Origin of the sequence: Ghiorsea bivora (assembly GCF_000744415.1) — a bacterium.
Classification (GTDB): domain Bacteria; phylum Pseudomonadota; class Zetaproteobacteria; order Mariprofundales; family Mariprofundaceae; genus Ghiorsea; species Ghiorsea bivora.
The window spans coordinates 79389-94596 of record NZ_JQLW01000006.1 but is presented as its reverse complement, the minus strand read 5'-3'; the positions used below and the strand labels follow the sequence as shown (position 1 = coordinate 94596).

The window sequence follows — 15208 nt, the reverse complement described above, 5'->3', positions numbered from 1 at the left end:
TTTAATTCGTCTATTGTACCGTCTAAATATACTTATTTATGAGTGACTTAAACATTATTTAGGGGATGCGTTTTTGTGAAAAGAGCATTTTGGAAAACAGATTGGTTTTTGGGGTTAGTGCTTACGCTAGTCTTTTTTGCTGCGTATGATTCATCAATCATTAAAAACCTTGAGTTTTCAGTTTATGATTTTGCTTTAGAAACCAGTGCGCAACCTGCCGATGATAGTATTGTCATTGTTGATATTGATGATGCATCGATTGATTTAATTGGTCGCTGGCCATGGCCTCGCACAGAAATGGCGGATATGATTGAAACCTTGAGCCAAGCGCAAGTTCGCATGATTGGTGTTGATGTTTTTTATAGCGAAGAACAAGCTGATAATGGCAATAATGCAGCCTTGAAGTTGGCAGATCTCTTACAAGAACAAGGTGATGCATTGCTTGCAGAAGCTGATGCTTTGGCAGCGCAAGGCCGTGGAGCAGAAGCAGATGCCAAATTTGCGCAGGCAGATGCCAAGTTATTACAAGCTGATAAAGTTGTTGCAGAAGCCATGGCTAAAAATGGCGATGCGAGGTTAGTGAAAGCAGTTCAACACGCGGGTAATGTATTTATGCCTATGTTTTATGAGGCAGGGGACGCTTTTGGACGACCTGATAGTACGTTGCCACCCTATATTTCACGGATGGCGATTGAAAATATTGGTGATGTTGATGCTTCTGCACCACCGATTAGTGCGGTGAAGTTATCTTACCCTTTTGCCAAGTTGTCCCAAGTGTCTACAGGTATTGGTTACCTTAATGTTTTGCCCAGTTTGGATGGTGTGCTTCGCTCAGAACCTTTAATTGTTGAATATTACGGCAAATTCTTGCCGTCAATGTCATTGGCAATGGTGGCGCATGATTTAAACCTAACCATGAATGATGTGTTGGTGAATATAGGGCAGAGCGTAGAGCTGGGTGCTTTGGTGATTCCAACGGATGACGTGATGCAGGTTGCACCAAAGTTTTATGCGGATTTAGGTGATAAAGAAGGGCAGGCATTTCGTCATGTTTCTTTTTATGATTTAAAAGCAGGTAAAGTGCCCTTAGATGTATTTAAGGATAAAATTGTACTTATTGGTGTAACAGCCGTTGGTATTGGTGAAGGTTACCAAACGCCAGTAAGCAATGATATGAATGCTGTGGATTATCATGCGAATGTGATAGAAAGTTTGCTTAATAGTAGTTTTATCACCACACCTGAATGGGCAGGTATTGTAGGACTTGTCTTATTGCTTGCAGTAGGTTTCTACTTGGCGGTTGTCTTGCCAAGGTTGAGTGCCTTGTTGGGTACGCTGGTAACTTTTAGCTCCTTGTTGGTGATTCTTGGTTATACGTATGTGTCTTTGGTTGATAGCGGTTTGTGGGTGTCAACCATTGCTGCTGCAAGCCTATTGCTTGTGGGTTATGTGATTTTAACCATTAAACGCTTCTCTGCCAGTGAAGATGATAGAGCAAAGATTTCATCAGAATCTGCTGAAACCAATAAAATGTTAGCCTTGTCCTTTCAGAGTCAAGGCATGTTGGACATGGCTTTTGATAAGTTTAAAAAATGTCCACCAGCAGATGATATTTTAGAGGGTATGTATACCTTAGCCCTCGATTTTGAACGTAAACGTCAGTTTAATAAAGCAGCGGCAGTTTATGAGTACATTTTAGAGCATAATCCTAAATTCAAAGATGTGAAACAGCGTATGGAGCGCACCAAAGATGCTGGGGAATCCATGGTGTTTGGTGGTAGTGGTGCAGGTGGCGGTATGGGAACCCTGATGATTACGGGTGGTGCAAAACCTACTTTGGGTCGCTATGAAATTGTGAAGGAAATCGGCAAAGGTGCAATGGGCACAGTATATTTGGGTAAAGACCCGAAAATTAACCGTGATGTAGCGATTAAAACCATGGCATTATCACAAGAATTTGAGGGTGATGAGCTGCAAGATGTGAAAGACAGGTTCTTTCGTGAAGCAGAAACGGCTGGTATGTTAAATCACCCGAATATTGTCACCATGTATGATGCAGGTGAAGAACATGACCTTGCTTTTATCGCTATGGAATATTTGGATGGTACTGATTTGGCACCATATACGAAAAAAGGCAAGCTATTGCCGCAAATGGCAACCTTAAAGATTGTTGGCAAAGTGGCAGAAGCATTGCATTATGCAAGCCAGCAACATGTGGTGCATAGGGATATTAAACCTGCCAATATTATGTTACTTAAAGATAAAACAGTAAAAGTAACGGATTTTGGTATTGCGCGTATTACTGCATCAAGCAAGACCAAAACAGGTATTGTATTGGGTACACCTTCATATATGTCCCCTGAGCAACTTTCAGGAAAACACGTTGATGGGCGTTCGGATATTTTTTCTTTGGGTGTGATGTTGTATGAAATGTTGGTGGGAAAACGACCGTTTAAAGGGGATTCCATGGCAACATTATTGTTTCAGATTGCCAATGAACCACACCCTGATATTCGCGAGTTTGACCCTAACTTACCCCAAGAGGTAAGTACGTTGATTAATGATATGTTAGAAAAGAACCCAGATAAACGCTTGCCCAATGGTGGTGCAGTAATTCGAGGAATTATTGCATGCCTGAAAGTAATGGCGGCAAAGGATGGTAAGAAATGAGTGCACTTGAGATGATTGCTGTCACAGATGTGGGCGTGAAGAGAGACCACAATGAAGACTGTGTTGGCATTGATGTAGCAAATGGAATTGCAATTTTAGCAGATGGAATGGGTGGGCATAATGCTGGTGAAGTAGCCAGTGCAATGGCTGTGGATTTGGTCATGCGTTTGTTAAAAGATGGCATTCAAAGGTTTCCCCAAGGTGAACTTGATGAAGAAACAGGTTTTTCAAAAGAAGCGGTTTTAGCCCGTAAAGCAGCAGTCACTGCCAATAATGTGATTATTGAAACAGCCGAAGCTAAACCTGAGTGCGCAGGTATGGGTACAACATTGGTGGTTGCTTTGTTTTATGGTGACAGGGTGGCAGTGTCACATGTTGGTGATTCGCGTATGTATTTATTACGTGATGAATACTTGACCCACGTCACAGAAGATCATTCCTTAATACAAGAGCAAGTGCGACGTGGTTTACTTACTGCTGAAGATGCACGAAACTCATCGATTAAGAATTTAGTGACGCGAGCTTTGGGTGTTGAGAAAGATGTTGAAGCTGATGTTGTTGAAGAAATTACACGTGTAGGCGACATTTATATGATGTGTTCGGATGGTTTAACGGATGTGGTGCCCGATGAAGCGATTCGTTTGACCATGATTGAACATGCAAATCATTTGGATGTAGCCGCACAAACACTGATTGATTTGGCCAATGATGCAGGTGGCCCAGATAATATTTCAGTCATATTGATTCGAGTCAAAGGTTCAACGTCGCGTAAGAAAGGTTTGTTTTCGCGACTATTTGGAGGGAAATAAGATGAGTACCAAGCTTATTTTGAAGTTCAAAGATACGGTTATTTCTGAGTTTGAGCTCGATCAAGAAGAAACAACGATTGGGCGAAAACCTGAGAATACAATTCATATTGATAATCTGGCAGTGAGTAGTAAACATGCCAGAGTATTAAAAATTGGTAAAAAAGTTATTCTTGAAGACTTGGGGAGTACCAATGGTACCCTAGTTAATGGACAAGAAACATCGAAACATATCCTGAATAATGGGGATGTGATTACAGTGGGTAAACATACCTTAACATTTGTAGCTCTTGAAAATGAAAGTCCAGTTGCAGCACCAGTTGAGGAAGATGATATGGATAAAACCATGATTATCAGTTCAGCTGCACGAGAAGAGATGATGACACAAGGTGGTGCATCAGCAAGACCTTCTATCGCTTCACCTATGGTTTTGGCTAAGGTTCAATATATTTCAGGCCCATTAATGGGTAAGGTGGTTGAGCTGAAATCATCGCTTACCAGTATTGGTAAGGGTGATGGCTGTAAAATTAAGGTGAAGGGTTTACTTGTGGGTAAACAAGCGGCTGTCATTACTCGCAGACCTACAGGTTACCATATCACTTACCTTGAAGGGATAAGTAAGTTAAAAGTTAATGGTGAGGTGGTTGGAAGTTCACCGCGTGTATTAAAAGATGGTGATATTATTGAATTAAGTGATACCAAGCTGGAATTCTTTATTAAGAAATAAAGTGTACCTAATCAATAACACTCAACATCAAGCCTCTGATAATATAAATTATCAGAGGCTTTTTTGATTTAAGCTAACCAGAGCCTTGCATTCTGGAACATACGTAACCAAGCACCTTGTTCTTGGTTCGTTTCAGGGTAATAAGAAAACTGACTGTTTCGGAATAAACGCTCGGGGTGTGGCATCATGATATTAAAACGTCCATCTGTGGAGCTAAATCCAGTTAAACCATCAGGTGAGCCATTGGGGTTGGCGGGGTAAGTTGTTGCAGCTTGCCCTTTCGCATCGATGTAGCGCAAATATGCCGCAACATGTTGTTGGTTATCGTGTTTAAACATAGCGCGACCTTCACCATGCGCCACCACCAACGGTAATTTAGAGCCCTGCATACCTTGCATCAGAATGGATGGGGAATCCATGACTTCAACCATCAGTAAACGTGCTTCAAATTGTTCGGAAATATTGCGTTCAAAGCTTGGCCAATGTTCGGCACCTGGAATCATTTCTTTGAGCTGGCTCATCATTTGGCAACCATTACATACACCTAAGGCAAATACATCATCACGATGAAAGAATGTTTGGAATGTTTCGGCTGCGCGTGGGTTAAATTGAATCGAGTTTGCCCAACCGCGACCTGCACCTAACACATCACCAAATGAAAACCCGCCACAAGCGACAAGCCCTTGGAAATCTTCTAATGATACACGTCCTTCAATCAAGTCGGACATGTGAACATCTACAGATGTAAATCCTGCCTTATCAAATGCGGCAGCCATTTCAACTTGTCCATTCACGCCTTGTTCGCGCAATACTGCTATTTTAGGTCGTGTATGATTGATAAAGGGCGCTGTTATGTCTTCACATACATCATAGGTTAAATCAGCAAATAAACCTTGGTCATCAGGGTTGTTGATAGCATCGAAAGCTTGTTTGGTGCATTCAGGGTTGTCACGCAAGCTTGCCAATTGGTATGAAGTTTCTGACCATATTTGTTGCAGATCTAGAACAGGTTCATCCAATACCGTTTGATGATTGTAAACCATGTGCAATTGCAAATCATCATTGGTGCTGCCAATGAGATGTGTGATATGACCTAACCCTTCCTTTTCAAGTGTTTGCAATACTTTTTCTCTGTGGTTGCGTTGGATTTGGATCACGGCACCAAGCTCTTCAGTAAAGAGGATGGATAAGCTGTCATGCCCTAGTTCATCCAGATAAATATCAATGCCTGTGCGACCAGCAAAACACATTTCTGCGAGGGTTGCGAATAAACCACCATCTGAGCGGTCGTGGTATGCCAGCAGTAAATCATTTTGGTTTAGCTTTTGAATCGCATTGAAGAAGCTGGCAAACATGGATGCATCATCAAGGTCTGGCGTTGTTTCACCAGTGGCTTGATAGACCTGTGCCAAACATGAGCCGCCCAAGCGGTTTTGACCTTGACCTAAGTCAATCAGGATAAGGTCAGTGTCACCCATATCAGTGCGCAATTGAGGGGTAAGTGTTTTGCGAATATCCGTGACGGGTGCAAAAGCAGATACAACCAGTGAAAGTGGAGAAACCACTTCTTTTTTGGTTTCGCCTTCAAACCATGTGGATTTCATGGATAAAGAGTCTTTACCTACGGGGATAGAAATGCCTAAAGCAGGGCATAATTCCATACCTACAGCTTTAACTGTATCATACAATGCAGCATCTTCACCCTCATGACCACAAGCTGCCATCCAATTGGCGGATAATTTAATATCACCCAGCTTCGCAATAGATGCCGCAGCAATATTGGTTAAAGCTTCGCCTACTGCCATACGCCCAGAGGCGGCAGCATTCAACACAGCAATAGGTGTACGTTCGCCCATAGCCATGGCTTCGCCAGTGTGGTTGCTAAAATCAGAGGCTGTGACAGCAACATCAGACACGGGTACTTGCCAAGGTCCAACCATTTGGTCGCGAGCAACCAAACCTGTGACACTTCTATCGCCAATGGTGATAAGGAATTCTTTGCTTGCAACAGAAGGTAAACGAAGCACACGCAAGCTTGCTTCTTTGATGTTCATATGATTGGGTAGTGGGGTAGATTTAGGCTGTGCATGTTGCACATCACGTAACATTTTGGGTGCTTTACCCAATAATACATCCAACGGTAAATCAACAGGTGCATCACCCAATAGCGAATCATCAACATGCAAATACCCATCATCAGTTGCTTCACCAAGCACGGCAAATAAACAACGCTCGCGTTCACACATCGCAGTGAATGCCGGTAAAGATTCAGGAGCAATGGCAAGCACATAACGTTCTTGCGCCTCATTGCACCAAATTTGCATAGGGCTCATACTGGTTTCCATGTTATGCACATTGCGTAAATCAAACTTACCACCGCGCCCAGCATCATGAATTAACTCAGGTACAGCATTAGATAACCCGCCAGCACCGATATCATGGATAAATAAAATGGGGTTGTCATCGCCCTGCTGCCAGCAGCGGTCGAGCACCTCTTGGCAACGCCGTTCCATTTCTGGGTTACCCCGTTGCACAGAGTCAAAATCAAGGTTTTCAGCATTGGCACCGGTATCCATGCTGGATGCTGCACCGCCCCCCAAACCAATCAACATAGCAGGGCCACCCAGTTGAATAATTAAAGAACCAGCAGGGACCTCATCTTTGTTCACATGACGGGCATCAATATTGCCCACACCACCTGCTAACATGATGGGTTTGTGGTAGCCTTTAAGTTCGCCTGCCACTTCTTGCTCATAAGTTCTGAAATAACCATTGATATTCGGACGACCAAATTCGTTATTAAATGCCGCAGCACCGATGGGGCCATCTAACATGATGTCCAAAGCTGAAGACACACGTTCAGGTTTCCCATGATGGGTTTCCCAAGGCTGTTCAAAATTAGGAATTTGTAAGTTGGATACGGTAAAACCACTTAAACCCGCTTTGGGTTTAGAACCAATGCCCGTTGAACCTTCATCGCGGATTTCACCACCAGAACCTGTGGCAGCACCAGCAAATGGGGAAATGGCAGTAGGGTGGTTATGGGTTTCCACTTTCATCAAGATATGAGTAACATCATCATGCGCTTGGTAGACTTTGTTTGTGTCAGGATAAAAACGTTTGGATTTGCCACCTTCAATCACCGATGAGTTGTCAGCATAGGCGACAATTGTGCCTTGTGGTGATGTTTGGTGGGTATGACGAATCATGCCAAACAAAGATATGTCTTTGGTTTCACCATCAATCTTCCAGTCCGCATTAAAGATTTTATGGCGGCAATGCTCAGAGTTGGCTTGGGCAAACATCATCAATTCAGCATCAGTAGGGTTACGTTTGAGGGCTAAAAAGTTTTCAAGTAAATAATCAATTTCATCTTCAGCGAGCGCCAAACCCAATGTTGTGTTGGCAGCTTCTAACGCATTTCGTCCGTCTTTTAAGATATCAATGCGGGTTAATGGCTGTGGAGCTTGGTGCTGAAACAATAGCTTTAAGTCGTCAGTGGTTCGTAAAACAGACTCTGTCATGCGGTCGTGAATCAAGGGTATAATGGTGTTTTCTTCACCTTCAATATCATAGGCGATACCACGTTCAATACGAATTAAAGCATCTAATCCACAAATGTTTGCAATATCCGTTGCTTTGCTAGACCAAGGTGAAATCGTACCAATGCGAGGCGTTACGAGATACATACCATGGCTGCTAAATTTTTGTGTTTGGCAACCCAAGAGTTTATTTAATGTGTCTATATTTTGTTCCGACCACTGTGCTGAGGTTTCTATGATATAGATGTAATGGGCTGATAATTGTGTAGTGCCAAGTGATGCACTGAGTTTACTGGCGCGAAATGCAGATAGTGCATTTTGACCTTTTAAGATGATAAGTGAGTTAGGATTGGATTCAGACATGGCGGCAGTCTAATGGCTAAACCATAAATTTCGACATTCATGTTTTGTTGCTATACTTAAAGAAAAACAAGGTGTGTCAAAAATACACATGTTTTAAAGTGCTCAATTGACGCATGACATGTTTGCGGTGATGTTTCGCAGCGTTGCAATGGGAGACCAATGAGGCTTAAGGCTTTGCCTAAGGAATTATCGGGAGGAAATTGCAAACAAAAAACACTGGTTCACTTTCGGGCGAGCCAAATAAAAAAACAATAGGATGTTAAACATGAAGAAAATTATTCTTTCTGCTGCTTCTCTAGCTGTTGCTGCTGTTGCTTCTGTATCAGTCGCTCCAACAACTTCTGAAGCTATTCCGGCGTTTGCACGCCAAACTGGTTCTGCTTGCCTAGCATGTCATTTCCAATCATTCCCAACTTTGAACGCGTATGGTCGTGCTTTTAAAATGGGCGCATTGACTGACGTTGGAGACCAAGCTTTGATTGAAGATGAAGGTCTTTCAATTCCAGCAGTAGTAAACTGGACTGCAATGGTTCGTCCTCAATTTCAAAGTGTAGATAATGGTACAACAAAAGCCAATTCAATTGGCTTCGCTGACCAAGTATTCATGGTTGGTGGTCGTGGTGGCGAGCACACTGGTGTATTCATTGAATTCGCAGCTGCTGATGTTGCAGGCGGTGGTCAACCTTATGCAAATGTTCAATTGTTCAATTCTTGGGACATGGGCGACATGAAAGTTGGTGCTACAATTTGGGCTGATGGCTTCGGTGAAGATTCTGGTCTTCAATTGATGTCTGTTTGGGGTCAACATGGTGGTTTGCTTGGTGGTAAATCACTAACAATCAATGGTGCAATGGCTGGTCTTGCAGGTGGTGTTGGTGTAACTGGTTGGGTTGGTACTGACGCATGGGCTGCACAATTGGCAATGGTTGATGTTGCTTCTGGTGCTACTGGTGTTGGAACTGGATTCACATTAGCTCCAGTACTTCGTGGTAACTACTTCTTAGAAGCAGGTGACTGGGAAGTTGGTCTTGGTGCGATTGCTGTAACGGGTTCTCAGAACAACATTGATACTAAACGTACTGGTATTGATGTTCAAGCATTTGGTGAAGTAGGCGATATGCAAATCGGTGTATTTGCTGATTATGCTACAGCACCTAAGTCTGCTACAAATGTTTATGCAACAGCTACAAGTGACCGTACTGGTTATTCTTTCCGTGCAACTGTAAAACCAACACATAACTTGATCTTCTTGGCTGGTCTTGGTCAAGATAAAGCAGATTTCACAATTGACAAAACACTTGTTGGTGTTGAGTGGGAAGCTTACCAAAACTTTGTAGTATCATTGTCATACAATGAAGAAAAAACCTCTGCATTTGGTGTTACTCCTGCATCAAAAACAAAAACTACACTTCTTGACTTCGAACTACTTATCTAAGTTAGTTTAAAGCTAAAAGTTGTAATGACTTGAGAAAGGGAGCCTTAGGGCTCCCTTTTTTTATGCTTTGGTTATTATTTTGGTTAAGCGTGATTCATGTTAAGATACCACAGGTATCTTAACTTTGTTTGATATGAGAGTGGGTTAGGTTGTCTGTTGTAATTGCTTGTATAGGATGTCTACTTGTTGCCGTAAAGCTTGTAAATCACTATTGTTATGGATGGTATAATCAGCCATTTGTTTTCGTTGTTCATCGCTACACTGTTTTTGTAGAATAGCTGTAAACATGGATGAATCTTGTTTGCCGCGTGCTAACACACGTTGTTTGCGTATTCCTATATTCGTGAGCACCACAATTAACCCACTCATACGGTTTATATCACCCGACTCAATCAAAACGGATGCTTCAATAATGGCAAAAGGTGCATTTTGTTTCTCACGCCAAATCATTTCAGCCTTTCGGATTGTAGGGTGCATAATGCCATTGAGTGCTTTTGTGTTTTGCTTAGATTGAAAAGCAATAGTACGCAATTGATCTCGGTTTATTTTATTGTCTTGAAGTATTTCTAAGCCAAATGCATCAACTAATTGCTGTTGAACTTGAGGTTCATCTAATAATATTTTACCAACCTCATCCAAATCAAGGGTAGGTACACCCCAATCGGCAAACATCTTGGCCACAGTTGATTTGCCTGCTCCAATACCGCCAGTTAAGCCATAAAAAAGGGTCATTCGCCTAAATAAGCTTGGTATGCTTTGAGTATCGGGCTAGACCAAAAGAACCAAATCACACCTGCTACTGCTAAATATGGACCATAGGGTATTTCTGCACGCAGACCTTTTTTGCTTAATATAAGTGCAATAGAACCAATGATTGCCCCTGTAAGCGATGATAAAAGAATAATGAATGGCAATGCTTGCCAGCCCATAAAAGCGCCCAACATGGCAAGTAATTTAAAGTCACCTTGCCCCATGCCTTCGCGCCCAGTGGCTTTGAGAAATAACCATGCAACCAACCAAAATACAGCATAACCTGCCAAAGCACCCATGATAGCATCTTGTATATAACCTGCTTGCCAAGCAAAGAATAAACCCAAAGCGATACCTGGAAAGGTTAAAGCATTGGGCAATAAAAATGTTTCCAAATCAATTAAGGTTAAAATCCATAATAAACTAACCAATACAATAGCTTGCGCAAAGTACAAACTGTTAAATGGGATATACCACGCTATAAGCCCCCATAATACACCCATGCTAAGTTCTAAAAAGGGGTAGCGCCATGTAATAGGATGGGAACAATGCCTACATTTTCTTCCCAAATACAACCATGAGAGTAGAGGAATATTATCATACCATGCAATAGCAGTATGACAGTTTGGGCATTGGCTACCAGGGCTTACAATTGATTCACCACGGGGGATGCGATGCACACAAACATTGGCAAAACTACCAAATAATAAACCAAGTATGGAAAAAGATAAGACGGAGAATAGATGTAAGTCCATTATTTTTCCTCTTTCAGCCCTAACTTTTGCATACGATAACGCATAGAACGAAAACTTATGCCCAAGTGCTTGGCAGCTTGGGTTGCATTATTCTTTGTCTGAGCCAGGGCTTCTTCAACCAAAGCTTTTTCAATGTGTTCAAGTTGGGTATCTAAAGATATACCTTGTTCTTGCAAATGATTGAGATTGATTTCTGGTGTTGCATTTGGGTTTTGTAGTTCATCAATCAGATGGATATCCAAAGCATCGTCATCAGACAATGCCAAGAGGCGTTGAAGGGTATTTTCTAGTTCACGCACATTACCAGCAAGAGGTAAATTACTTAGTTTTTGCATGCAGGCATCGGAGATAAATACATTGCGACCACCGCAGCGTTGCATCAAAGCTTGCACTAAAGCGGGAATATCTTCTCTGCGCTGACGTAAGCTTGGCATATGTACAGGGATAACATTAAGCCGATAAAATAAATCTTCTCGGAAATTTCCAGCTTGGACTTCGGCTTCAAGATTGCGATTAGTGGCGGCAACAATACGCACATCAACTTGAATTTCATGTTCACTTCCTACACGGCGCACACGCATATCTTGTAATACACGTAGTAACTTTACCTGGATAAGTAATGGCATTTCACCAATTTCGTCGAGGAAAAGTGTGCCACCATCAGCGCTTTCAACCAGACCAGTTTTATCAGAATCAGCACCAGTAAATGCGCCTTTTACATAACCAAATAGTTCAGATTCAAAAAGGTTTTCAGGAATCGCACCACAATGTACGGGCACAAATGGTCCATGATTTCGAGGTGATTGCTCATGAACAAGGCGGGCTGCCAACTCTTTACCTGTACCTGATTCTCCTGTGATTAACACTGTAAAGTCACGCTTTGCTGCGCGCTGTATTCGATCTCGAACACGTTGAATCACATGGGAATCACCAATCAATGTGCCTTTTGTCTCGGCTGTTGCCATCGTTTCTTCTAAGCTTTGATGGGTTGGAGAGATATCTTTTGCCGCTAAGGCTCGTTCGATAATATCGCCAAGCTCGGTACGTGATACGGGTTTGGTGATATAGTCAAATGCACCATTGCGCATGGCTTCAACAGCTGTTTCAGCGCTAGCATAGGCTGTGAGTAGTAAAACAATGACATGCGGCTGTATGCTTTTGGCTTGGCGAACTACATCCAACCCCTTGTCTTCACCATCCATACGTAAATCGGTGATGACGACATCAAAAGTTTGCTGCTCTAACATTTGTACTGCTTCATTAGGCGTAGCAATGCTAGTGACATCATGACCAAATGAGCCTAAGGAGAGCGACAATACTTCGCGTACATTCGCTTCGTCATCAAGGAGTAAAATATTAGCCATGTTGTTTTCTGTTCTCTCCTTGCTGTGGACTGTTCGGCTGGGATGTTATCACAAAGCAGCTACCATCGTGAATAGTCTCATCCAAAGTAATTCTCCAGCCGTTAACTTGGCATACTTGCCATACTGTTGCTAGCCCTAAACCAGTACCTTGTTTTCGGTTGGTTTGAAAGGGCTCAAAGAGTTTCTTACGCATTACGCCGTGAATACCTTTACCGTGGTCACGTACGTTAAAGCTCCAAGTGTTTTTGTGATGTTTGAATGTTAGTATGATAGATGCTGGCTCGGGGCTAGCATGTACCGCGTTGCGAATCAGGTTGTCCGTGACAAGGCGAAAATGGTCGGGGTCGATATTTATACGCAGATCAGGGCAGTTGATTTGGATTTGGTATTGATTGTTTAAATCAATATGTGCAACCGAGGTTTGTAGAAGCTTTAAAATAGATACATGCTGAACATGAGGTTGTAAGGGGCTAGCATAGTTTAACATATCCGAGACCAAACGGTTTAAGCGGGATATTTCGTCGGTTACAATACGTTCTAAGTTATTATTGGGCTGTTGTAAGCCCATAAGCTCTACGGCTTGGGCAATACTTTGCATAGGATTACGAATTTCATGGGCTAGCATGGATGCCATTTGCCCTAAAGATGCAAGTTTATCTTGTTCTGCAAGTTTTTGTTCTAAATTACGCGTTTCTGTAATGTTGACGATGGTCATTAACCACATATTTTGCTCGCCACGAATATGTACGAGGTTAAAAAGAAGGTGTTCATCACCATTTTTTTGTTCTGACTTAAAACTTTGACAATCACTTTTCATGATGCGGTACAACATATCAGAAGACGTATGAAGGATAGTATGTAAAGCTTTTCCCCTGCAATTCGATTGTAGGTTTAATAAAGTTTGTGCAGCTGGATTATAATCATGGATGTAGAGCCTATCGTCTAAAAAAACCATGCCTTCTTGCATGGTATATAATATTTGTTTATTTAAGGCTTGCAGTTTCTTGTGTGCTTTGGTTGCACTGTGCTCTGCTTGTTGTAAATTTGAATGGCGGCGAGCAATGAGCGCCATAATGCCGCCAGCAAGGAAAAATAGGGACGTTTGTAGTAGAATTTTTAGGGTGTGTTCATCGGTGATGGCTGTATGTTGCGAAGCGGCATAAATATAAATAGCAATAAGGTATGTCATGGCTGCCAAAACAGCTGTGGTAAGTACAAGTAATACGCGCGCTTGAGCACCTGCAATGATAATAATCACGCCCAAAAGAAAAACCAAAGGACTGGCAATACCACCACTACTAAATATCAATACACCAATGAGTATGAAGTCAGAGCATAACTGGAAAAGAAGGTTCCACACATTCGGTTTAAGTTGCTGTAGCAATATCCACTGAGCAACCAACAGAAACAACCATAACAAGAAAACACTTGGCAGCACAACTTGTGTGTTGACTTGGGTTCCTTTGATAAACCAAGAAAAAGTGACAAGAAGGATGAATAAACCAATATTGCGGGCAATAAACAGCCGACTTAAGCGGCTTTTTTCATAAGACCCTTGAAAAATAGAGTCAGTGGTTACAGACATGGTAGGAGGTGATTTTATACCACCGAAGCCATCATGAAGATAGGTAGATACATGGAAATCACAAGACCACCAATGACAACACCTAGGAATGCCATAATGGCAGGTTCCATAAGCGCTGTCATATTATCAACGGCAGTATCAACCTCTTCTTCATAAAAATCGGCAATCTTGCCTAACATTTCTTCCATAGCACCTGTTTGCTCACCGATACCTATCATTTGTGTTACCATGATTGGGAAAACACCACTTTCTTCCAGTGGTTGGCTTAAAGATTGGCCTTGGCTGATGGACTCTTTGGCATTGACGACAGCTTCTTCAATCACTGCATTGCCTGATGTCTCAGCCACTGTATCCATGGCTTCTAAAATGGGTACACCAGCAGCACTTAATGTTGAAAACGTACGCGTAAAGCGCGCAACCGCACCTTTGCGAAGCACATCACCAATGGCAGGTAAATTTAGCATCAGTTTATCCAACTGATAATTCCCTGCAGGTGTTTTATAAATAGCTTTAATCGCAAAAACGATGGCTATAGGTACACCAAATACCAAATACCAGTATTCGACAAAACCATCGGATATTGCCATCACAATTTGGGTTGGTGCAGGAAGCTCAGCACCAAAGCTAGAGAACATTTCTGCGAAGATGGGAACCACAAAAATCATTAAAATCGCAGTTACAATAAAAGAAATAACCAAAATAGATGCAGGGTAAACCATGGCTGATTTAACTTTTGCCTTTAGGGCTAACGATTTCTCTTTGTATTCACAAATACGTAAAAGAATGGTATCCAAAATACCACCTTTTTCACCTGCCTCAACCAATGAGCAGGTGAGGCGATCAAAGTCGTTAGGGAATTTTCGTAATGTTTCACCGAAAGGGCAGCCGCTTTCTAATTCTGTTTGAATACCATTGAATAGTTTTAACAAACCTTTGTGGTCCGTACCCTTTTGTAATAATTCGAAACATTGTACCAAGGGTAAACCTGCATTAATCATGGTGGAAAGTTGCCTAAAAAAGATGCTGATATCTTTTTCAGTAACTTTGGGGTCACCGCCGATATGAATTTCAATGGGTTTTTTCTTTACTTTGATGTCGGCAAGGCTTTGTCTGCGTAGGGTTGCAATAGCAACATCTTTATTAACCGCCTCAAACTCACCTTTTACTTCGCGTCCTTGTCTGTTTTTTGCAGTATAAATAAATTTGGGCAT

10 protein-coding genes are annotated in these 15208 nt (G+C 42.1%); 4 read left to right on the top strand and 6 right to left on the bottom strand.

Annotated elements, in window-relative coordinates; genetic code table 11:
- Positions 1–75 precede the first annotated feature (75 nt).
- From DM09_RS03050 to DM09_RS03040, 3 genes are read left to right on the top strand one after another with little or no spacing between them, the layout of a single operon-like run.
- Positions 76–2670 carry a CHASE2 domain-containing serine/threonine-protein kinase gene (locus tag DM09_RS03050; protein WP_038247612.1) on the top strand — a complete coding sequence of 865 codons (2595 nt, stop codon included), beginning with the start codon at positions 76–78 and terminating at the stop codon, positions 2668–2670.
- Positions 2667–3479 (top strand): Stp1/IreP family PP2C-type Ser/Thr phosphatase, encoded by an 813-nt coding sequence (locus DM09_RS03045; RefSeq protein ID WP_038247611.1) that lies wholly within the window; start codon positions 2667–2669, stop codon positions 3477–3479. Before DM09_RS03050 ends, DM09_RS03045 begins: the two co-directional genes overlap by 4 nt.
- 1 nt (position 3480) lies before the next feature.
- Positions 3481–4203, top strand: a complete 723-nt coding sequence (locus tag DM09_RS03040) for an FHA domain-containing protein (RefSeq protein WP_038247610.1) — start codon at positions 3481–3483, stop codon at positions 4201–4203.
- A gap of 68 nt (positions 4204–4271) precedes the next feature.
- On the opposite strand, the gene purL is transcribed toward DM09_RS03040, so the two are convergent.
- Positions 4272–8108 (bottom strand): phosphoribosylformylglycinamidine synthase, encoded by a 3837-nt coding sequence (gene purL / locus DM09_RS03035; RefSeq protein ID WP_038247609.1) that lies wholly within the window; start codon positions 8106–8108, stop codon positions 4272–4274.
- A 265-nt stretch (positions 8109–8373) separates the two neighbouring features.
- Here purL and DM09_RS03030 point away from each other — a divergent pair, with 265 nt between their 5' ends.
- Positions 8374–9543, top strand: coding sequence for a hypothetical protein (locus tag DM09_RS03030; RefSeq protein WP_038247608.1), 1170 nt, complete (start codon positions 8374–8376; stop codon positions 9541–9543).
- A 144-nt stretch (positions 9544–9687) separates the two neighbouring features.
- Here the strand turns inward: DM09_RS03030 and coaE are convergent, their stop codons facing one another.
- Genes coaE through DM09_RS03005 form a run of 5 tightly spaced genes read right to left on the bottom strand, consistent with a single transcriptional unit; the run spans position 9688 to position 15208 of the window.
- Entirely contained in the window at positions 9688–10275 is a 588-nt protein-coding gene (gene coaE / locus DM09_RS03025) for a dephospho-CoA kinase (protein WP_038247607.1), read from the bottom strand.
- Positions 10272–11048 carry a prepilin peptidase gene (locus DM09_RS03020; protein ID WP_038247606.1) on the bottom strand — a complete coding sequence of 259 codons (777 nt, stop codon included), beginning with the start codon at positions 11046–11048 and terminating at the stop codon, positions 10272–10274. Before DM09_RS03020 ends, coaE begins: the two co-directional genes overlap by 4 nt.
- On the bottom strand, positions 11048–12412 hold the full coding sequence (locus DM09_RS03015) for a sigma-54-dependent transcriptional regulator (protein ID WP_038247605.1): 1365 nt from the start codon (positions 12410–12412) through the stop codon (positions 11048–11050). Before DM09_RS03015 ends, DM09_RS03020 begins: the two co-directional genes overlap by 1 nt.
- Positions 12405–13997, bottom strand: coding sequence for a two-component system sensor histidine kinase NtrB (locus DM09_RS03010; RefSeq protein ID WP_051938025.1), 1593 nt, complete (start codon positions 13995–13997; stop codon positions 12405–12407). The genes DM09_RS03015 and DM09_RS03010 overlap by 8 nt, the downstream gene beginning before the upstream one ends.
- Positions 13998–14011: 14 nt before the next feature.
- Positions 14012–15208, bottom strand: coding sequence for a type II secretion system F family protein (locus DM09_RS03005; RefSeq protein WP_038247604.1), 1197 nt, complete (start codon positions 15206–15208; stop codon positions 14012–14014).